The sequence below is a fragment of the Mixta gaviniae genome (assembly GCF_002953195.1).
GTDB lineage: Bacteria > Pseudomonadota > Gammaproteobacteria > Enterobacterales > Enterobacteriaceae > Mixta > Mixta gaviniae.
In genome coordinates this window covers 4,000,002-4,019,195 of sequence record NZ_CP026377.1, presented here as the reverse complement: position 1 = coordinate 4,019,195, position 19,194 = coordinate 4,000,002, and the positions used below count along the sequence as shown (strand labels likewise).

General features: G+C 58.0%; 19 protein-coding genes and 1 tRNA gene. 9 read left to right on the top strand and 11 right to left on the bottom strand.

All coding sequences use genetic code 11. The annotated features are described in order from the left end of the window. The first annotated feature begins 47 nt into the window (after positions 1-47). Positions 48-1,049, top strand: a complete 1,002-nt coding sequence (locus C2E15_RS18835) for a tyrosine-type recombinase/integrase (protein WP_006781417.1) — start codon at positions 48-50, stop codon at positions 1,047-1,049. A 181-nt stretch (positions 1,050-1,230) separates the two neighbouring features. Here the strand turns inward: C2E15_RS18835 and C2E15_RS18830 are convergent. From C2E15_RS18830 to aspA, 6 genes are all read right to left on the bottom strand, one after another. Further along, positions 1,231-1,306: transfer RNA gene (locus C2E15_RS18830), tRNA-Phe, on the bottom strand. Between the two features lie 109 nt (positions 1,307-1,415). Beyond that, on the bottom strand, positions 1,416-1,994 hold the full coding sequence (gene dicD, locus C2E15_RS18825; protein WP_104958726.1) for a division control transcriptional repressor DicD: 579 nt from the start codon (positions 1,992-1,994) through the stop codon (positions 1,416-1,418). A 75-nt stretch (positions 1,995-2,069) separates the two neighbouring features. Then, a complete protein-coding gene (locus C2E15_RS18820) occupies positions 2,070-3,878 on the bottom strand; it encodes a protein-disulfide reductase DsbD (protein WP_104958725.1) in 1,809 nt (602 codons plus the stop codon). Continuing rightward, positions 3,854-4,177, bottom strand: a complete 324-nt coding sequence (gene cutA, locus C2E15_RS18815; RefSeq protein ID WP_104958724.1) for a divalent cation tolerance protein CutA — start codon at positions 4,175-4,177, stop codon at positions 3,854-3,856. Before cutA ends, C2E15_RS18820 begins: the two co-directional genes overlap by 25 nt. 108 nt (positions 4,178-4,285) lie before the next feature. Beyond that, positions 4,286-5,587 (bottom strand): anaerobic C4-dicarboxylate transporter, encoded by a 1,302-nt coding sequence (locus C2E15_RS18810; RefSeq protein ID WP_104958723.1) that lies wholly within the window; start codon positions 5,585-5,587, stop codon positions 4,286-4,288. Positions 5,588-5,702: 115 nt separating this feature from the next. Continuing rightward, on the bottom strand, positions 5,703-7,139 hold the full coding sequence (aspA, locus tag C2E15_RS18805) for an aspartate ammonia-lyase (RefSeq protein ID WP_104958722.1): 1,437 nt from the start codon (positions 7,137-7,139) through the stop codon (positions 5,703-5,705). Between the two features lie 396 nt (positions 7,140-7,535). Between aspA and C2E15_RS18800 the strand changes: the two genes are divergently transcribed. From C2E15_RS18800 to C2E15_RS18785, 4 genes are all read left to right on the top strand, one after another. Then, on the top strand, positions 7,536-7,997 hold the full coding sequence (locus C2E15_RS18800) for an FxsA family protein (protein ID WP_167391900.1): 462 nt from the start codon (positions 7,536-7,538) through the stop codon (positions 7,995-7,997). A 220-nt stretch (positions 7,998-8,217) separates the two neighbouring features. Next, entirely contained in the window at positions 8,218-8,511 is a 294-nt protein-coding gene (locus C2E15_RS18795; RefSeq protein ID WP_038623833.1) for a co-chaperone GroES, read from the top strand. 44 nt (positions 8,512-8,555) lie between these two features. After that, on the top strand, positions 8,556-10,202 hold the full coding sequence (groL, locus tag C2E15_RS18790; RefSeq protein WP_104958720.1) for a chaperonin GroEL: 1,647 nt from the start codon (positions 8,556-8,558) through the stop codon (positions 10,200-10,202). A gap of 190 nt (positions 10,203-10,392) precedes the next feature. Further along, entirely contained in the window at positions 10,393-10,740 is a 348-nt protein-coding gene (locus tag C2E15_RS18785) for a DUF4156 domain-containing protein (protein WP_104958719.1), read from the top strand. A gap of 237 nt (positions 10,741-10,977) precedes the next feature. Here the strand turns inward: C2E15_RS18785 and C2E15_RS18780 are convergent, their stop codons facing one another. The 3 genes from C2E15_RS18780 to C2E15_RS18770 all read right to left on the bottom strand — a co-directional run bounded on the left by C2E15_RS18780 (position 10,978) and on the right by C2E15_RS18770 (position 14,364). Then, positions 10,978-13,089 carry a fimbria/pilus outer membrane usher protein gene (locus C2E15_RS18780; RefSeq protein WP_104958718.1) on the bottom strand — a complete coding sequence of 704 codons (2,112 nt, stop codon included), beginning with the start codon at positions 13,087-13,089 and terminating at the stop codon, positions 10,978-10,980. Positions 13,090-13,140: 51 nt separating this feature from the next. After that, a complete protein-coding gene (locus C2E15_RS18775) occupies positions 13,141-13,575 on the bottom strand; it encodes a DUF1090 domain-containing protein (RefSeq protein WP_104958717.1) in 435 nt (144 codons plus the stop codon). Between the two features lie 168 nt (positions 13,576-13,743). Further along, complete coding sequence (locus C2E15_RS18770) at positions 13,744-14,364, bottom strand: response regulator (RefSeq protein WP_104958716.1); 621 nt, start codon at positions 14,362-14,364, stop codon at positions 13,744-13,746. Between the two features lie 494 nt (positions 14,365-14,858). On the opposite strand from C2E15_RS18770, the gene C2E15_RS18765 reads away from it, so the two are divergent. Beyond that, positions 14,859-16,082, top strand: coding sequence for an anaerobic sulfatase maturase (locus C2E15_RS18765; protein ID WP_104958715.1), 1,224 nt, complete (start codon positions 14,859-14,861; stop codon positions 16,080-16,082). Positions 16,083-16,352: 270 nt separating this feature from the next. Here the strand turns inward: C2E15_RS18765 and epmB are convergent, their stop codons facing one another. Continuing rightward, positions 16,353-17,381 (bottom strand): EF-P beta-lysylation protein EpmB, encoded by a 1,029-nt coding sequence (gene epmB / locus C2E15_RS18760; RefSeq protein WP_104958714.1) that lies wholly within the window; start codon positions 17,379-17,381, stop codon positions 16,353-16,355. Between the two features lie 41 nt (positions 17,382-17,422). Between epmB and efp the strand changes: the two genes are divergently transcribed. The 3 genes from efp to C2E15_RS18745 all read left to right on the top strand — a co-directional run bounded on the left by efp (position 17,423) and on the right by C2E15_RS18745 (position 18,423). Continuing rightward, the gene (efp, locus tag C2E15_RS18755; protein WP_104958713.1) at positions 17,423-17,989 is read left to right on the top strand and encodes an elongation factor P; all 567 of its coding nucleotides are present in this window, start codon (positions 17,423-17,425) and stop codon (positions 17,987-17,989) included. A gap of 54 nt (positions 17,990-18,043) precedes the next feature. Next, on the top strand, positions 18,044-18,175 hold the full coding sequence (locus C2E15_RS18750; RefSeq protein ID WP_104958712.1) for an entericidin A/B family lipoprotein: 132 nt from the start codon (positions 18,044-18,046) through the stop codon (positions 18,173-18,175). 113 nt (positions 18,176-18,288) lie between these two features. Beyond that, positions 18,289-18,423, top strand: a complete 135-nt coding sequence (locus C2E15_RS18745; protein WP_038623848.1) for an entericidin A/B family lipoprotein — start codon at positions 18,289-18,291, stop codon at positions 18,421-18,423. A 51-nt stretch (positions 18,424-18,474) separates the two neighbouring features. Here the strand turns inward: C2E15_RS18745 and C2E15_RS18740 are convergent, their stop codons facing one another. Next, positions 18,475-19,026 carry a lipocalin family protein gene (locus tag C2E15_RS18740; RefSeq protein ID WP_104958711.1) on the bottom strand — a complete coding sequence of 184 codons (552 nt, stop codon included), beginning with the start codon at positions 19,024-19,026 and terminating at the stop codon, positions 18,475-18,477. Positions 19,027-19,194 lie beyond the last annotated feature (168 nt).

Below are 19,194 nucleotides of genomic sequence, written 5' to 3'. Positions count from 1 at the left end.
GGTCTGACATCTGGTGCGTTACTGTTACTAAGAGAGGAATGGAAAAAATGAACGAAAATAGTGCTGACTGGCTCTGGCAGGAACTTATGGATGAGTACTTTTTCTGTAAATCGCTGCGCGAAGATACCGAGTGGAGTTATAAGAAGGTTGTTCGTGGTTTCAGGAAGCATATCGGGGAAGCCTGTCCGCCTTACGGCATAACCAGTCGCGATGTGCTTGAGTGGCGAAGGCATGTGCTCAAGAAGCAGTGCCTTTCTGCACATACCTGGAACAATAAGGTCAGCCATATGCGTGCCCTGTATAATTTTGCCATCACTTCTCAACTGACGAACTTAAGTAAAAATCCCTTCAATGGCGTATCGGTCAAACAGGACAAGAAGCGTAAAAAAACGCTAACAAAAAACCAGATGACAAAAATCTGGCTAACTATGCAGCAATTTGCTTCTGAGCCCAGAACCGAATCTAAATGCGCTCTGAGGCCAGTATGGTACTGGCTGACTGTCCTGGACACCTTGCGTTACACTGGTATGCGGCAAAATCAACTGCTCCATATACGTCTAAAAGATGTGTCTCTTGACGATGGGTGGATTGAATTAAGAGCGGAAGGCAGTAAAACGTACCGGGAATGGCGGGTTCCCGTTGTCAGTCATTTACGACCGAGACTGGAAGCATTGCTTCAGCGTGCAAGGGACTGCGGTGCCGGCAATAATGATGCGCTTTTTCACTATGAGCGGTTTGTCTCTTCGCCTGCAGAAAGGGCGTCTCTTTCGGAAAAACCATCGCTGCAACCGTTACGCTCTTTTTTTCGTAGACTGTCAAAAGAGTGCGGATTTGATGTTTCTCCCCACCGGTTCAGGCACACCCTTGCCACGACACTGATGAGCTCGCCTGAACGAAACCTGCAGCTGGTTAAGGGATTGCTGGGGCACCGCAACGTGAGTACAACAATGGAATATGTTGATATCAGTATGGATATTGTGAGCCAGGCGCTGGAAAAGGAAATGGCACTTTACACCGATAAGGCTGAAGAGATGTTTTACAATGGTTGACATTCAGTCACGTCATTGTAATTATTCACAGTGATCGAGAAAAGGGAGCCTGTGTCAGCAGGCTCCCTAATCGAGAGGGTAACTTCTTGATGTATGCTGATGTGAGGATCAACATCAACAAGTACCACTCCCGTTAAACGCCCGTCAGTTTTCTCACCTCTGACCAGCGTGCTTCGAATAGTGGTGCCCGGAGGCGGAATCGAACCACCGACACGGGGATTTTCAATCCCCTGCTCTACCGACTGAGCTATCCGGGCAACGGGGCGCATTAAACCGTAAAGGCCGCAAGGCGTCAACGGCTTTCTGAGAAAAAGTTATCAGATTGCGGCTGACCGCCTGCTTTTCGCGCAGGATGATGAAAATTTGTTAGGTTAATGCGCCATTTCGACGACACAGAGCGATACGCAGCACATCTTCCGCCAGGCGGCGCGCGGTGGCGATATCCTGTCGATTGCGTTTCACCAGCAGTTTGCTCAGGCATCCTTCCAGAATCAGCTCCATCTGATCGGCCACCAGCGTCGGGTTATCGGTCTCCAGCAGGGTTAACAGCTCGTGAGTATATTGCCAGGAGGCGCGCTTCTGCTGCTCGGCCAGCTGGTGCGCCGGGTGATCCGGCTGCGGATAGAAGCTGCAGGCGGCGATAAACAGGCAGCCGGGAAAACGTCCGTTGCCTACCGACTCTTCCAGCACCTTATAGCGCGCCAGCAGTTTCTCCTCAGCGTTCATCGTATCATCCAGCAGCAGCTGGCGACGCCAGTTATCGATTTGCTGACCGTGATAGCGCAGCGCGTCATAGAGCAGGGCGTCGCGGGTGGGCCAGAAGCGTTGCAGCTGCGCATAGGGGACAGCGACCTCAGCGGCCAGCTCTTCCAGCGAGACGGTGCCCGCCAGGCCATTATGTTCCAGCACGTTAAGTGCGTGGTCGAGTACCTGTTCACGTTGCACGTGAGACTCCTCCTGTAAGCGTTCCTCTACCGGTAAATCGGGAGTCACGTTCATTGAACCTGACTCCAGTGTCGTTTACCGCGCCAGTTTCTGCAAATGCGCGCGAAAAGCGGCGGCGTCCAGATAGCCGGTGACGCGCGAGCCGGGGATCTCCTGGCCCTGCGCATCAAAAAACAGGATGGTGGGCAGACCCAGCACCTGTAAATGCTGTAGCAGCGCGCTCTGCTGCGGGCTGTTCGCCGTAACGTCCGCCTGCAGCAGTGCCATCTGCGACAGCGCCTGGCGCACACCGGCATCGCTGAAGGTGTACTTGCCGAACTCTTTGCAGGCGACGCACCAGTCGGCGTAGAGATCGAGCATCACGATTTTGCCCCGTGCCTGTTTCAGCTGCGCATCCAGCTGCGCGATATCGTCCACCGGCGTGAAATCGAGCGCGGCATGCGGCGCGCGCACCGCTTCCGTGCCGAAGGCCCAATCCTGTAAGGGGCGCGCGCTGACCAGCGCCGCCGCCAGCAGCAGTACCTGCGCCACTCGCATCCAGCCGCGCGGCGAACGCAGGCTGGTAATAAATGCCCAGGCGAAAAATCCCACCGCCAGCAGGCTCCAGAGACGCAGCCCCCAGAGATCGCCGACGATGCGCTCCAGCAGAAACACCGGCAGCGCCAGAATCACAAAGCCGAAGCCCTCTTTAACGGTCTGCATCCACGGGCCGCTTTTCGGCAGCAGGCGGTTGCCGAACAGCGTGACGGCGATCAGCGGCAGGCCCATGCCGAAGGCGTAGAGCCACAGCGTGCCGGCACCCGCCAGCAGGTTGCCGCTCTGGGCGATGTAGAGCAGGATGGCGCTCAGCGGCGCGGTGGTGCAGGGCGAGCAGATCAGTCCCGCCAGCGCCCCCATCAGAAAGACGCCCGGCAGCGAGCCGCCTTGCTGGCGGTTGCTCCAGAGCGTCAGGCGCGTCTGCAGGCTGGCGGGCAGCTGTAGGCTGAACAGGCCGAACATCGATAACGCCAGCAGCACAAACAGCGCGGAGAGGGCGATCAGCACATAGGGGTGCTGCAGCGCTGCCTGAAAGCGCAGCCCGGCGGCGGCCACCACCACGCCCAGCAGCGTGTAGGTCAGCGCCATGCCCTGCACGTAGACCATCGACAGCGCCAGCAGGCGTCCCATCGACAGCCGTCGCTCGCCGCCGAGAATAATGCCGGAAATCAGCGGATACATCGGCAATACGCAGGGGGTAAAGGCGACGCCGATGCCGATCAGCAGCGCCCAGAGCGGCGAGAAGGGCAGCGGCGCGGCGGAGTGCGTCGCAGAAGAGGCCGCGTTCGGCTCAGCGGCCGGCTGCGCCGCAGAGAATGGCGCCGCGGCACGGTTTGCGGCGCCGGATGCGCTCTGCGACTGCGTCGCAGAAGAGGGTTTATCCGGCTCAGCGGCCGGCGCGTCTGTCGCCGCTACCGCGCTCAGCGGAATGACCCGCGTCTCTGGCGGATAGCAGAAGCCTGCGGCCGCGCAGCCCTGATAGCGCAGCGTCAGGCTTGCCTGCGCGCCCGCCTGCGTAACCGTGACCGGCACCGTCAGATCTTGCGGATAAATTTCGCTTTTGCCGTAAAACTCATCCTCGTGCGGCTGGCCCGACGGCAGCTGCAGCGGCGCGAGGGTTGCCTGCTGCGCCGTCACGCTAATCTGCTGGCGATAGAGGTAATAGCCTGGCCTGACCTGCCAGCGCAGCGTCAGCCGGTTGCCCTGCTGGCTGAAGTCGAAGGCGAACGCCTGGTCGACCGGCACAAACTGCGAGCGCGGGCCGGCGTCAAACAGGCCCGCGTGGGATGCAATGCTGAAAAGCGCGCTGACCAGCAGAAAAATTATCGAAGCGATGCGCTGAGCCATGACAGGTAATCACTCTCTCCATGTTGTACCGGCAGTACCAGCAGTTCAGGGGTGTCGTAAGGATGCTCCGCTTTCAGCAGATCGATCAGCGCCTGCTGGTGGGTCACGTCGCTTTTCAGCAGCATCTGCACTTCGCTGGCCGTTTCGCGCTTTCCCTGCCAGACATAATATGAGGTGGCGCCGGGCAGCACGGTGACGCAGGCGGCGAGGCGCGCGCTAAGCGCCTTGTCGGCCAGCCGTTCAGCCTGGCGGGCGTCGGGCGCGGTGCAAAGAACGATGACGGCGGTAGATAAAGTCATAGCCTGCTCCTTGTGTCGAAAAGCGCAATCATAGCACGGGGCGCTACGGATCGATTTGGCAGGTGGTAAGCAGGCGTAACCCGGCCTGCGCCGGGTCAGCCGCCCCCTTTACAGCACTAAATTGCCGAACAGGAAGCCAAACGCTACCGACAGTACGATAGCCAGGGTGCCGGGGATGAGGAAGGAGTGGTTGAAGACGAACTTACCGATGCGCGTCGAGCCGGTATCGTCCATCTCTACCGCCGCCAGTAGAGTGGGATAGGTCGGCAGCACGAACAGCGCGGAGACCGCCGCGAACGAGGCGACGGCGGTCACCGGCGAAACGCCCAGCATCAGCGCCGCCGGCATCAGCGCCTTGGCGGTCGCCGCCTGCGAATAGAGCAGGGTAGAGGCGAAAAACAGCACCAGCGCCAGCATCCACGGATAGTGGTTCAGCAGTTCGCCCGCCAGGGTTTGAATATCATTGATATGGCCTTTCACAAAGGTGTCGCCCAGCCAGGCGACGCCCATCACGCAGATACAGGCGCTCATACCCGATTTAAAGGTACTGGCGCTCAGGATCTCGCTGGTATCCACTTTGCAGGTCAGGCAGATCAGCGTGGCGATGGTCAGCATAAACACCACAATCGCCTCGTTGCGCGGCAGCACCGGGTTCTGGATCAGTCCAACGTTGTCGCTGATCGCCGTGGCGTAGAGCATGACTGCCAGGATACCAATCAGAAACAGCAGCACCGAGCGCTTCGCACCGGGCTTCTCGTCAAACACGCTGGAGCCGCGCAGCGTCACTTCGCCTTTCGCCAGGCGTGCCTGGTAGATCGGGTCATCCTTCAGCTCTTTGCCAAGGAAGTTAGTCACCAGCGCCGCGACGAAAATCGCCGCCATAGTGGAAGGGATGGCGACCGCCAGCAGCGCCAGATAGCTGATGCCGCGCGGCTCAAGAATACCGGCGAAAAACACCACCGCCGCGGAGATAGGCGAGGCGGTAATGGCGATTTGCGAGGCGACCACGGCAATAGAGAGCGGACGCGACGGCCGCACCCCTTGCTCTTTCGCCACTTCGGCGATCACCGGCAGCGTGGAAAAGGCAGTATGGCCGGTGCCGGCCAGCAGGGTCATGCAGTAGGTGACCAGCGGCGCCAGAAAAGTGACGTAGCGGGGGTGTTTGCGCAGCAGCCGTTCGGCCAGGCTCACCAGATAATCCATGCCGCCTGCCACCTGCATCGCGGCGATGGCGGCGATCACCGCCATGATAATTTCAATCACGTCGAAAGGAATGACGCCGGGCTTCATCTGACACAGCAGGGTCAGCACCAGCACCCCCAGACCGCCCGCAAAGCCGATGCCGATGCCGCCCAGTCTGGCGCCCAGGTAGATCGCCAGCAGGACGATAATCAGCTCTATCCCCACCATACTTTGACTCCTTAAAAGAATGCTAAAAAGCAGTTAATGATTTGTAGTTCGCCATAATGAAAAAGGCACGTCGTTCGGGAGAACAGACGTGCCTTGAGGAAATTAAGGATCTGGCTTAGTTTTCGTTTTCATCGGTATAACGTTTTGCTTTGTAAGCCGGGCGCATCAGATTGGGAACGGAGAAGATGTCGTCCAGCTCCGCTTCGGTTAGCAGGCCGCGCTCCAGCACCACTTCCCGCACGCTCTTGCCGGTCTCCGCACAGATTTTGCCGACGATATCACCGTTATGGTGTCCGATGTAAGGGTTGAGATAGGTCACAATGCCGATGGAGTTAAAGACATAGGCTTCACACACCGCTTTATTGGCGGTAATGCCGTTGACGCATTTCTCCAGCAGGTTATAGCAGGCATTGGTCAGGATCTGGATCGATTCGAACATCGCCTGGCCGATCACCGGCTCCATCACGTTTAACTGCAGCTGGCCCGCTTCAGAGGCCATGGTAACGGTGATGTCGTTGCCGATCACTTTAAAGCAGACCTGGTTGACCACCTCCGGCACCACCGGGTTGACCTTGGCCGGCATAATCGATGAGCCTGCCTGCAGTTCCGGCAGGTTGATTTCGTTCAGGCCGGCGCGCGGGCCGGATGAGAGCAGGCGCAGGTCGTTACAGATTTTCGACAGCTTCACCGCCAAACGTTTCAGCGCGGAATGCACCATGACGTAGGCGCCGCAGTCGGATGTCGCTTCGATCAGATCTTCCGCCGGCGTCACCGGCAGGTTGCTCACTTCCGCCAGTTTCTGCACCGCCAGCTGCTGGTAGCCGTCCGGCGTATTCAGCCGGGTGCCGATCGCCGTGGCGCCCAGGTTTACTTCCAGCAGCAGCTCGGCGGTGCGGGTGATATTTTTAATCTCTTCGCTCAGCAGCACATTGAAAGCGTGAAACTCCTGGCCGAGCGTCATCGGCACCGCATCCTGCAGCTGGGTGCGGCCCATTTTCAGGATGGTTTCGAACTCGACCGCCTTGCGCTCAAAGCCGTCGCCGAGTTGGGAAATGGCGTCCAGCAGCTTCAGGATTGAGGCGTACACCGCGATGCGGAACCCGGTCGGATAGGCGTCGTTGGTGGACTGGCATTTATTGACGTGATCGTTGGGGTTCAGGTACTGGTATTCCCCTTTCTGGTGCCCCATCAGCTCAAGGCCGATATTGGCCAGCACTTCGTTGGTGTTCATGTTCACCGAAGTGCCTGCGCCGCCCTGATAGACATCAACCGGGAACTGATCCATGCAGCGGCCGTTATTCAGCACCTCGTCGCAGGCCTGGATAATGGCGTTGGCGACGTTGCGCGGAATGGTTTGCAGCTCTTTGTTGGCCAACGCCGCTGCTTTCTTCACCATTACCATGCCGCGCACAAACTCAGGAATGTCGCTGATTTTGTGGCTGCTGATACAGAAATTCTCAATCGCACGCAGAGTATGAACGCCGTAATAGGCATCCGCCGGAACTTCGCGCATGCCTAACAGGTCTTCTTCGATACGAATGTTATTTGCCATGGGAACCTTCTTGTTAGAGCTACCGGTTACATCGTTACAGGTGATGTGTTTATCGTGTTGTACAAAGCCAGCGCCGCACTGTTGACCATCCTCAGCCGGCTGCCCGATCATAGGCTGAAGCGATGGAAATATCTGACCGGAGATCGCAATTCGGATATAAAACGGCGCGTTACTCACTCCACAATGTGATCATAATCCCAAAAGAGGCAGAAAGGGGGAAAATCGGCCGCGATGGTTGAAAAATAGCGTGCGGGGACCCATCTCTGTAATCTACTCAGGCCGCCGAGGGTAACGCGGCGAGGAACGCGCCGTCGCCAAGGGCGCGTTCGCGGGCTGCCTGGTACCGAATATCGCCGTCGCGCAGCAGGCGCGGCGGCCCGACTAAAGGAGAATACGGTGCGCTGGTTACCGTTATTAATACTGTTTGTACTCGCCTGGATTGAGATCACACTGTTTATCCAGGTGGCGCACGTGATGGGCGTGCTGCTGACGATGATGCTGGTGATCTTCACCTCCTGCATCGGCGTGTCGCTGGTGAAAAACCAGGGCGTGAAGAACTTTATGCTGATGCAGCAGAAGCTGGCGCAGGGCGAAAGCCCGGCGGCGGAAATGATCAAAAGCGTGTCGCTGATTATCGCCGGCGTGCTGCTGCTGTTGCCGGGTTTCTTTACCGACCTGCTCGGCCTGCTGCTGCTGTTGCCGCCGGTGCAGAAGCACCTGACGCTGAAGCTGATGCCGCACCTGCGCGTCTGGCGCGGCCCGGGCGCCGGGCCTGACAGTGGCTACACCATGGAAGGCGAGTACGAACGTAAAGAACACGATCGTCTCGGCCACGACGACGATCGTCACGATCGCTGATCTTTTTCACCTCAGGGTGATGGCCTGGCGCCATCACCCTTTTTTCTTCAATCCGTTAAGGGAATCGGGGCGATCGGCGGCGGCTAAAAAATTTTTTTATTTTTGCCCCTTGAAAGCGATCGCCGCTGTCCCTATCTCTTGAGCCACGAGGCCGGAAGCCCCATAAGCCCGGCATTCATCCCAAAATGACTGATTGGACTTCTCAAAGGAGAGCTATCAAATGAAAATTCGTCCATTGCACGATCGCGTTATCGTCAAGCGTAAAGAAGTTGAATCCAAATCTGCTGGCGGCATCGTTCTGACCGGCTCCGCAGCGGGTAAATCTACGCGCGGTGAAGTGTTGGCTGTGGGCAATGGTCGCATCCTGGAAAACGGCAGCGTGAAGCCGCTGGATGTGAAAGTGGGCGACGTTGTGATTTTCAGCGAAGGTTACGGCGCTAAAACCGAGAAGATCGACAACGAAGAAGTACTGATTATCTCTGAAAGCGACATTCTGGCAATCGTTGAAGCCTGATTACGCGAAATCCATCGAACATACGAATTTAAGGGAAATTTCAAATGGCAGCTAAAGACGTAAAATTCGGTAATGACGCTCGCGTAAAAATGCTGCGCGGCGTGAACATCCTGGCAGACGCAGTTAAAGTTACCCTGGGCCCGAAAGGTCGTAACGTGGTTCTGGATAAATCTTTCGGTGCGCCGACCATCACTAAAGATGGCGTCTCCGTTGCACGTGAAATCGAACTGGATGACAAGTTCGAAAACATGGGTGCGCAGATGGTGAAAGAAGTGGCCTCTAAAGCGAACGACGCTGCAGGCGACGGCACCACCACCGCAACCGTACTGGCGCAGTCTATCGTCAACGAAGGCCTGAAAGCCGTTGCCGCCGGTATGAACCCGATGGATCTGAAGCGCGGTATCGACAAAGCGGTTATCGCTGCTGTTGAAGAGCTGAAAACCCTGTCCGTACCTTGCTCCGACTCTAAAGCTATCGCGCAGGTCGGCACCATCTCCGCTAACTCCGACGAAACCGTGGGCACCCTGATTGCTCAGGCGATGGAGAAAGTGGGCAAAGAAGGCGTCATCACCGTTGAAGAAGGCACCGGTCTGCAGGACGAACTGGACGTGGTTGAAGGTATGCAGTTCGACCGCGGCTACCTCTCTCCTTACTTCATCAACAAGCCGGAAACTGGCGCGGTAGAACTGGACAGCCCGTTCATCCTGCTGGTTGATAAAAAAGTCTCTAACATCCGCGAACTGCTGCCGGTACTGGAAGCGGTCGCGAAAGCGAGCAAGCCGCTGCTGATCATCGCTGAAGATGTAGAAGGCGAAGCGCTGGCGACCCTGGTGGTCAACACCATGCGCGGCATCGTGAAAGTGGCTGCGGTGAAAGCACCGGGCTTCGGCGATCGTCGTAAAGCGATGCTGCAGGATATCGCTATCCTGACCGGCGGTACCGTTATCTCTGAAGAGATCGGTATGGAACTGGAAAAAGCCACCCTGGAAGATCTGGGTCAGGCGAAACGCGTTGTGATCAACAAAGACACCACCACCATCATCGATGGCGTGGGTGAAGAAAACGCTATCCAGGGCCGCGTTGCTCAGATCCGTCAGCAGATCGAAGAAGCGACCTCTGACTACGACAAAGAAAAACTGCAGGAGCGCGTAGCAAAACTGGCAGGCGGCGTAGCCGTTCTGAAAGTGGGCGCAGCAACTGAAGTTGAAATGAAAGAGAAAAAAGCGCGCGTTGAAGACGCCCTGCACGCAACCCGTGCTGCGGTGGAAGAAGGCGTGGTTGCCGGTGGCGGCGTGGCGCTGGTGCGCGTAGCGGCGAAAATCGCTGAGCTGACAGGCCAGAACGAAGATCAGAACGTCGGCATCAAAGTTGCGCTGCGCGCAATGGAAGCGCCGCTGCGTCAGATCGTGGCTAACGCCGGCGAAGAGCCGTCTGTTGTGGCGAACATGGTGAAAGCGGGCGACGGTAACTACGGTTACAACGCCGCGACCGAAGAGTACGGCAACATGATCGACTTCGGTATCCTGGATCCGACCAAAGTTACCCGTTCTGCTCTGCAGTACGCTGCGTCCGTAGCCGGCCTGATGATCACCACCGAATGTATGGTGACTGACCTGCCGAAAGAAGACAAAGGCGACTTAGGTGCTGCTGGTGGTATGGGCGGCATGGGCGGTATGGGCGGCATGATGTAATTGCCCCCTGACTGCTAAGTCTGAAAACCCCTCGTCAGTGATGGCGGGGGGTTTTTCTTTTGGTGCTGAAAAAGGTATAAGTAAACGCGCAGGTATAAACTGAACGTTTTGTGGCAAGGGATGTTTAAGAAAACGCAGCCTTTTCTGATACGCTTCTGCCGGATACTGACGATAATAAACGAGGAATAACATGCGGATTAATGTCTTGCTGGGGCTTTCTGTGGCAGCGCTGCTGCTGGCAGGTTGTAGCACCTCTAAAGATCTGAGTGCGGCCGGGCAGCGCGTCACCTTTACCGATCAGCAGCCGGCCGAAACCTGTCAGTTACTGGGCGAGATCACCGGCAGCCAAAGCAACTGGCTGAGCGGCGCCGGCGGCGAAAACAGCTCTCTGCGCGGCGCGGCCAACGATCTGCGCAACCGCGCGGCGCAAATGGGCGGCAACGTGATTTATGGCGCCACCAGCCCGACACAGAATATCTGGTCAAGCTTCGCGCCGCTCGACAGCAAGATGACCGGCCAGGTCTATAAGTGTCCCTGAATACCGTTCGCCGGAATCGCCCATCATGCATGGCGCTGTTCCGGCGCATTCGCCGCTGCCTGAAACCGCTTTACCAGGCCGTGATTCCGGCTTATTGCTACTCACTGAAACCGCTTTGTCAGGCCGCACTCTGGCGCATTCGCCACTGCCTGAAACCACTTTGCCAGGCCGCAACACCGGCCGATTCGCTTCTTCCTGAAACCGATTTCCCCTATTGCTGTACCTTTTTGAGCGCGTTTACCGCGCCGTCTGCTGCTTTTCCGCCGCTAAATAGAGCGCTTTAACAATCGCGCCCTGCGTCGGCACCACCTCGCGTTCGGTCATCGGCAGCGTGGTACCCTCCGGCAGCTGCCAGCCGTCGAGCGTCAGGCGATTCACGCGCCACGGCACCAGATAGCCCACCAGCGCTTCGCCTTTCGCATTGGTGGTCACACCAAACTGCTGTTCGTTGCCGATGCCCGGCGAGTCGGGCACGACAATCAGGGCCATCGTCTCGCTCATCGCCTGCCCGAACGTTAGCCCCTCCTGATGCAGCAGCAGCGAACCGCTGGCATCGATCTGGTAGTCACGCGTGTCGCCTTCTGCTGCCACGCGCAACAGCGCCTCGCCCGCGTTGTGCTGGTAGCTGAGCGAAGCCTGATAGCCGCGATCGCCATGGCGCGCCGCGGTAACGGCCGCATCGTAGCGCAGGCTGTAATTCGCCAGCGCGCTGCCGCTCAGGCCGATTTCCTGGCTGGAAAAGGCGCGGCTGGCCAGATGATGATCGTAGCGGAGGGTGGGCGAGCCGCTGCCGGGCAGCGACAGGCTCAGCGTGATACCCAGCGTCGTTTCACTGCGGGCAGCGGGCTCGCGCGCGCGGCCCAGCCACAGGCTGATATCCCACGCCTCCCGCGTCGCCTGGTAGCTTAACGAGAAAGCGCGCCGCTGTCCGCGCGTCTGGCGCCAGCTCTGCTGCGTGTAATGCAGGCTCAGGCTGCGATCGTCGGCGAGATAACGGTTAATCCAGATCGCCTGCAGCAGCCGGCGGTTCTCACTGTCATCAAACAGCCAGTCGTCGTCCGGCTGCAGAATCTTCTCCTCCAGCGAACGGTACTGCCCGCGGGAGGGAAAGTAGCGCAGCAGAACGCTGACGCTGGTTTGCTGCGTGAAAAAGGCTTTGGCGTAGCGCAGGCGCCAGACCTCGCCGCGGCGGGATCGCGATGCGGAAAGGTAGCGCGCCTGAGTGACATCGACGGAAAGCGCGCCCAGCGGGTTGAGGTTCAGCCCGGCACCGGCGAGATAGCTGACATACCCATCCGCACGCTGCAGGCCGCCGTAGAGCGTCAGCGCGGCGGAGATACCCTGCGTGCGGCTGGCCTGCAGAAAAGCGGGGGCGGGCAGATCGCTGCCGCGCCAGGGACGGTAGCGTCCGGCGGCCAGTTCATAACTGACGTGACTGCGCCGCGCCAGCGCCGGCAGCGCGGACCAGGGAAGATAGCGCCAGCTCTCGCTACCGTCGCTCTCCCTGATGGTCAACAGCAGCGCGCCGTCATTGGCGGGCGGATAAAAATCACGAATGACAAACGGGCCAGGCGGTACGCGCAGGCGGTAAAGCGTCAGACCGTTTTGGCTGATGGTGACGTCGGCATGGCTTCTGGCATAGCCGCTTACCCAGGGAGAAAAGGGGCGCCAGCGGTCGGGCAGCATCGCTTCGTCCGTCTTGAGCATCATGCCGCGAAAGGGGAAGGCATCAAACAGCGTATCTGAAGTTTCACCGTCGCCGATGCGCCACTGCGCGCGCCACGCATGGAGGCTGCGATACAGGCTCGCCTGGCGGGTGAACACGCCCTGCCTGCCGGCGGCATCGCGCCAGAAGGTATTCTGATAGCGCAGGCGCCAGGGGCCGACATTTACGCCGTTATCCAGCTCCAGCGCCATATGCGCGCCGCGGGCGGCGTAAGGATTATCGCTTTGTGCGTAACGATAGCTGGCGCGCCAGCTGGTAAACAGCGCGTTGATGCCCTCATCCCAGCGGCTGGCGGCGACATCGTTTTGCCGTGGCCAGAGATCCTCTGCGGCGATAGTCAGCGTCAGCAGCGCGGCATCAGGTTGATAGCGGGAATGAAAGCGTTGCTGCGCGATGCGGGCAGATAAACACCCCTGCGCGGTCCAGCCGCTGGCGGGCAGGCGCGTTGTTTTAACGCCCCATTCCGCCAGCAAAGCGCGTGTCAGGCAGGGCTGCTCCGCCGTTATCTCCAGCGCGAGGCGCCCTTTATAATGATTATTCACCAGCACCCACAGCGGCTGCGCGGCGGTCGCCTGCAGCAGCGAAAAAGCGGGCAGCAGAGAGAGAAATCGCAAACGGTTCATCGCCGGCGCGGGCAAAAAAACGGAAGCGGTATGCTTCCGTTTATCGCCGTATCAGGCTGATTTTTTCAGGGTAGCCAGACTGGCGCGCGCCTTGTTGAGCTGCTGCCGGATGCTCTGCAGGTCAGCCTGCTTCTCCTGCAGTTTACGCTGATATTTTGCGACCTTATCCTGCTTGCCTTTGGCCTGCGCTTCGCGCAGATCGGCCTGTAGCTCGCGAATATCCTCCTGTTTTTCCGCCAGTTTTTTCTCCAGCTTAGTCACTTCTTTTTGCGCGCTGGCAATCACGGTGGCGCTGGTGCAGTGCGCTTTGACTTCCGCCAGCGCATGCTTCAGGCCGTTTACCTTGGCGCTATTGCCGTAATGTTCAGCAATAGCGATCTCTTTTTCTATCGCGGCGCGTTTTGTCGCGCAATCCTGAGCGGCGGCGTAGGCCGTATTGACGATGCCGGCCATCATCATGGCGGCCAGCAGGGCGAGCTTTTTCATCGTAACTCCTTGTACGAAATTGAAGGGGAGAGCCGGCTTGCGGAGATAACCACAAACAGCGTAAGGGTAAAGGCGCGCTTGCGCGATAGCAAGACAGGCGCGTCCTTCATCTTTTGTAGGACGGGATGACATCGCCGTCACTGGCATGAAGCGGCCCGGTAGTGCGCGTCAGGGAGGCGGCTCTTCCAGCTGCAGCAGTAGCTCCGCCAGCGATGCGGCGCCGCTTTTTTCCAGCAGGCGCGCTTTATAGGTACTGACGGTTTTATTGCTTAACTGCAGTAGTTCGCCGATCTGTTTATTGGTCTTTCCTTCCGCCAGATAACGCAGAACGGTTATCTCCCGGTTGGAAAGGCGGGATAACAGCGCGCTGCCGCGCCGCGCCGGGCGAGAGGAGTCAGAACGCAGGCAGTCGGCGGGAAAGCAGCTGTAGCCCTCCAGCAGCAGGCGCACCGCGGCGCGGATAGCGGAAAGGAGATGCTGCTTACTGAGAAAGCCGTCAGCGCCCGCCAGCAGGCTGCGCCGCGCATACTTGTCCGCCGCCAGGCCAGAGAGCATCAGGACACGCGTCGCCGGACGGCAATGTTTGATTCGCGCTAACAGATCAAGCCCGTCGAGCCGGAGCAGGGCGATATCCAGAATAACCAGATCGACAGGGTGCTGACGAATGAGTGCCATAACGGCGCCGCCGTCAGTGGTCGTCATCACGCAGAGATCTTTCTCCGCCTCCAGATAAATTTTCAGGGCGTAACAGATAGCCGGGTGATCGTCGACGACGAGAATGGCAGGCATACGATTCCGCAGGGTCAGGCGCCATTAATATCAGGCGTCAGGATAATAATGTAACCCGCAGCATAAAAAAGTGACGCCGCTAATTACATTTCCTTCTGCTTATTTTGATCTTTTACTGAACCGCGTGGCCGGCTATTAAAAATAGAGGCTTCTCACAAAAGCGTGACGGAAAAGGGTTTCCGCTTGTCGGGATAATTCGCCGGTAATACCCTTAGAGCGGAAAAAGCGATAACCGCCGGCATGATAGCGGCGAATATCGCCATGCCACATAGCCGCCTTGGTCGCAGCCAGACTTGCGGATTGATTGCGCGTCAGGCAAACCACAGTAGCAGGATAAATAAAAGCGCTGCGCGCTTAACCGGCGTTAATTATATTTTCGGCTGCCGTTAACAGGATGATTAATATCCCCATCGCCTCATGGCGAAATAATGCGGGCGGCGGGCAGAACGCCAAAGGTAAAGGGAACATCACCGTTTATTACAGGGAGAACTAGTATGCAGGACGATCCTGTCAGCAATTTTCAGCTTATGGCGAAACCGGGCGGCGCGTTATGTAATATCGCCTGCGACTACTGCTTCTATCTGGAGAAAGCGCAGCTTTATCCTGAGCGCAAACAGGCCTGGCGCATGGATGACACGACGCTGGAAAATTACATCAGAAAAACCATCGCCGCGCAGCGCGCTAACGTTGTCGATTTTTTGTGGCAGGGCGGCGAGCCGACGCTGGTCGGGCTTGATTTCTACCGGCGCGCAGTTGCGCTGCAGCAGCGTTACCGCAACGGTAAAAGCATTAATAACTATTTCCAGACCAACGGCGTGAATATTGATGACAAATGGGCGGCGTTTTTTAAACGCCATGCCTTTTTGGTCGGCGTCTCGCTTGACGGTAACCAGCTGCATCACGATCGCCACCGTAAAAACCAGGCGGGCAACAGCTGCTTCGCTGCGGTAATGGCGGGCATCGGGGCGCTTACGCGACACGATGTCGCCTGGAACTCTCTGACGGTGGTCAGCGCTGAAAACGTTAACGAGCCGCTGGAGGTGTATCGCTTTCTGCGGCGTATTGGCAGCCGCTACATGCAGTTTATCCCGCTGGTGGAGAGAAAAGGCGGGCCTGATAAGTATGGACTGACGCTGATGCATCCCGATTTTTCCGGCAGCTGTCGGGTCGCCGACTGGTCGGTCGGCGCGAAGGCCTGGGGCGATTTCCTGAACCGGCTGTTTGATGAATGGCTGCTGAACGATTTAGGCCAGGTGTTTATTATGAATTTCGAACAGCTGCTGGCGAAGATGGCGGGACAGAATGCCGCCTGCACCCTGAATGAAACCTGCGGTGGCAACCTGGTTATCGAGGCTAACGGCGATCTCTATTCCTGCGATCACTTCGTCTTTCCGCAACATCGGCTTGGCAATATTAATCATGACGATCTTACGCTGATGGTCAACGGCGAGAAAAACCGCGACTTCGCCCGTCGAAAGCAGGTGGCGGCAAACAGCAGCTGCATCCGCTGCGCCTGGCGGCCTTTATGTCACGGCGGTTGCCCCGGGCACCGCTTTATGCCGGACGCCAGCAATATTCCCCGGCATAACTATTTTTGCCAGGGGGTGCAGATTCATCTGGCGCACAGCGTGCCGAAATGCCGTGCGCTGCTGCAAATGATGGCGCAGCAGCAGACGGCAAAAAAGATTAGCAGGGCGATAAAGCAGCGCTTTTATTAACCGGCGGGCCGGGAAGGGGCGCCCGCTTTATGTCGCGGGCTGTGAGGGTCAGGAGCGCCGTATTTTGGTGGCAGCCACATTCAACCATGCCGCACATGGCCGCAATGCGGTATAGCCATACCGCATCCGGTCGGCAGCGCGGTTTAGCAATGGCGCCTTTTGCGGCACAGGGGATTCATCAATGCCATATTTTGGTGGCAGCCACATTCAACCATGCCGCACACGACCGCAATGCGGTACAGCCATACCGCATCCGGCCGGCAGCGCGCTTCACGACTGCCGCAGCTGCAAATCGAGCGGCGTTTTGCTGGGCTCACCGCCGATTTCGCGCGCCAGCTTCGGCACCATATAGCCGGAAACCAGCGGCAGCAGCTGACGCATAATCGCCCGCGCTTCCTCGTCCGAAACATAGAAGTGCGCCGCGCCCTGCACCTTATCCAGTACATGCAGATAGTAGGGCAGGATGCCGGCGTCAAACAGCGCGTTGCTGAGTTCCGCCAGCGCGGGCGCATTATCATTGACGCCGCGCAGCAGCACGCTCTGGTTCAGCATCGTCACGCCGGCGTGCTTTAGCATCGTCACGCCGTGGCGCAGTGCCTGGTCAATCTCCTGCGCATGGTTGATATGGGTCACCATCAACACCTGCAGCCGCGAGTGGCCCAGGCGCTGACAGAGCGCTTCGGTAATGCGCGCCGGGATCACGACCGGCAGACGACTGTGGATGCGCAGGCGTTTTAAATGCGGGATCGCTTCCAGCTCGCCGATCAGCCAGTCCAGCTCATGATCTTTCGCCATTAACGGATCGCCGCCGGAAAAAATGATCTCATCCAGCTCGCTGTGATCGCGGATATAGTCCAGCGCCCGCTGCCAGTTGCGTTTGTTGCCCTGGTTATCCTGATAGGGGAAGTGGCGGCGGAAGCAGTAGCGGCAGTTCACCGCGCAGCCGCCCTTTACCAGCAGCAGCGCCCGGTTTTTATATTTATGCAGCAGGCCTGGCACCACGCTGCTCTGCTCATCCAGCGGATCGGTGCTGTAGCCTGGCGCGTCGATAAACTCCTGCCGATCGGTGATCACCTGCAGCAGCAGCGGATCGCGCGGATCGCCTTTTTTCATGCGCCGGGCGAAGGCGCGCGGCACACGCAGGGCAAAAAGCTTGCGCGCAGGCTCGCCAGCGGCCAGCTCAGGATGCTGTTCCAGCGCTAAAAACTGCAATAATTCATGGGGTTCAGTGATGACGTCTGCAAGTTGTTGCAACCAATCTTCTCTGGATGGGGTATTTAGGGTTACAATGTGTGCCATTTTTTTGGCTAAGTACCAGTATTAAATTGTAGAGGGCCTTTATGGCGACTTATTCTAGCAACGATTTTCGCAACGGTCTCAAAATCATGTTCGAAGGCGAACCTTACGCCATCGAAGCCAGCGAGTTTGTAAAACCGGGCAAAGGCCAGGCGTTCGCACGCGTTAAGATGCGTCGTCTGCTGACCGGCAAGCTGATTGAAAAAACCTTTAAATCTACCGACTCCGCCGAAGGCGCAGACGTTGTGGATATGAACCTGACTTACCTCTACAACGACGGTGAGTTCTGGCACTTCATGAACAATGAAACCTTCGAGCAGCTGGCTGCGGATTCGAAAGCCGTTGGCGAAAACGCTAAATGGCTGCTGGATCAGGCCGAGTGCATCGTGACGCTGTGGAACGGTAGCCCGATCGCCGTAACGCCGCCGAACTTCGTCGAGCTGGAAATCGTTGAGACCGACCCGGGCCTGAAAGGCGATACGGCGGGCACCGGCGGCAAACCGGCTACGCTCTCTACCGGCGCCGTGGTTAAAGTGCCGTTGTTCGTCCAGATTGGCGAAGTGATCAAAGTTGACACCCGCTCTGGCGAATACGTATCTCGCGTAAAATAAGCAGCAATCAGGCGCATCCTTTGGGTGCGCTTTTTTACTGAGAACCCTGAAAGAATGAAGAGCATCGTAAAACTCATCGCTGTCGCGCTGCTGATGACGACGGCTCTCAGCGCCTGCAATACCTTCCGCGGCTTTGGTGAAGATGTTTCGCACCTTGGCGGCGCTATCTCCCGCGCAGCAAACTGAGTCACCTTCCTTTCTGAAAGAAAGCCATTTCCGGCACCCCAACGAGCAAGCTGTTAATTTAGGGCTATGCTTTAGTTGCTGTACTTTCAACTGCAACCAAAAAGGAAATGGCTATGTCAAAGAAAAGTATTGTCGCAATTTTTTCCGCTTTGATTCTTTCTACTCTGCTCTCAGCCTGCAACACCACGCGCGGCGTAGGCGAGGATGTTGAGGCGGGCGGTCAGGCGATTCAGCGCGGCGCGCAATAACAGGTACGGTGCGGAACCTGCGTTCCGTACCGACATCCTTTCCTTTCCGCGTTAGTTGCCCGCCTGCTGCGGCGTCGCGCCGTCCTGTTTCACCCAAATCAGCTTATCGACCGGGAAACCGGCCTGACGTGCCTGTTCCGTCAGCTTCTGCTTAACCGACTCATCCAGCTGCGGCGTACGCGACAGGATCCAGAGATAGTCGTGGTTCGGCCCGCAGATCAGCGCATAGCGGTAGTCGCTGTCGAGCGCGATAACGTTATAGCCGCCGTAGAAAGGACCAAAAAACGACACCTTCAACGCCGCGCGCTGCGGCGAGCCGGTAAAGTAGGCCTTGCCGATGCTCTCTTTCCAGCGCTGCTTCTGCACGTCATAGCCGCGATTAATCACTTTCAGGCCGCCGTCGTCGCGCTTGCTGTAAGTGGCCGTGACATGATCGAGGCCGCGTTCAAAACGATGATTCAGCTGGGCGATTTCATACCACTGGCCGAGATAGCGATCGGCGTCGAAATTTTCCACCACCGTGACATTCTTCGGCGGCGTGGTGCTGCAGGCCACCGAGAGCAGGGCGCCCACGCTGGCAATAAAGGTTTTCCATAGTGACATAATGCTTTCCTGATAGGTTTTAACAGCTTAAGTATAGGCCGGGAAAAGCAGAGTGCGTAGCGGCAGGCGGCAGCACGTGCAAACGCGCGAAGCCCTGGCGCGCCTGGCGTCAGCGATTGTAAAGGCGCTAAAGCGCAGGGGCGCTGCGCCGATAACCTTCCTACTCAG

Excerpts from the sequence above, each read along its gene's own strand:
- aspA (WP_104958722.1), bottom strand. The coding sequence starts at position 7,139 with ATGGCAAATAACATTCGTATCGAAGAAGACCTGTTAGGCATGCGCGAA.
- C2E15_RS18765 (WP_104958715.1), top strand. The coding sequence starts at position 14,859 with ATGCAGGACGATCCTGTCAGCAATTTTCAGCTTATGGCGAAACCGGGC.
- epmB (WP_104958714.1), bottom strand. The coding sequence starts at position 17,381 with ATGGCACACATTGTAACCCTAAATACCCCATCCAGAGAAGATTGGTTG.
- cutA (WP_104958724.1), bottom strand. The coding sequence starts at position 4,177 with ATGACTTTATCTACCGCCGTCATCGTTCTTTGCACCGCGCCCGACGCC.
- C2E15_RS18780 (WP_104958718.1), bottom strand. The coding sequence starts at position 13,089 with ATGAACCGTTTGCGATTTCTCTCTCTGCTGCCCGCTTTTTCGCTGCTG.
- groL (WP_104958720.1), top strand. The coding sequence starts at position 8,556 with ATGGCAGCTAAAGACGTAAAATTCGGTAATGACGCTCGCGTAAAAATG.
- C2E15_RS18820 (WP_104958725.1), bottom strand. The coding sequence starts at position 3,878 with ATGGCTCAGCGCATCGCTTCGATAATTTTTCTGCTGGTCAGCGCGCTT.
- C2E15_RS18810 (WP_104958723.1), bottom strand. The coding sequence starts at position 5,587 with ATGGTGGGGATAGAGCTGATTATCGTCCTGCTGGCGATCTACCTGGGC.
- C2E15_RS18770 (WP_104958716.1), bottom strand. The coding sequence starts at position 14,364 with ATGCCTGCCATTCTCGTCGTCGACGATCACCCGGCTATCTGTTACGCC.
- C2E15_RS18750 (WP_104958712.1), top strand. The coding sequence starts at position 18,044 with ATGAAGAGCATCGTAAAACTCATCGCTGTCGCGCTGCTGATGACGACG.
- C2E15_RS18775 (WP_104958717.1), bottom strand. The coding sequence starts at position 13,575 with ATGAAAAAGCTCGCCCTGCTGGCCGCCATGATGATGGCCGGCATCGTC.
- C2E15_RS18740 (WP_104958711.1), bottom strand. The coding sequence starts at position 19,026 with ATGTCACTATGGAAAACCTTTATTGCCAGCGTGGGCGCCCTGCTCTCG.
- C2E15_RS18785 (WP_104958719.1), top strand. The coding sequence starts at position 10,393 with ATGCGGATTAATGTCTTGCTGGGGCTTTCTGTGGCAGCGCTGCTGCTG.
- C2E15_RS18745 (WP_038623848.1), top strand. The coding sequence starts at position 18,289 with ATGTCAAAGAAAAGTATTGTCGCAATTTTTTCCGCTTTGATTCTTTCT.
- C2E15_RS18795 (WP_038623833.1), top strand. The coding sequence starts at position 8,218 with ATGAAAATTCGTCCATTGCACGATCGCGTTATCGTCAAGCGTAAAGAA.
- C2E15_RS18835 (WP_006781417.1), top strand. The coding sequence starts at position 48 with ATGAACGAAAATAGTGCTGACTGGCTCTGGCAGGAACTTATGGATGAG.
- efp (WP_104958713.1), top strand. The coding sequence starts at position 17,423 with ATGGCGACTTATTCTAGCAACGATTTTCGCAACGGTCTCAAAATCATG.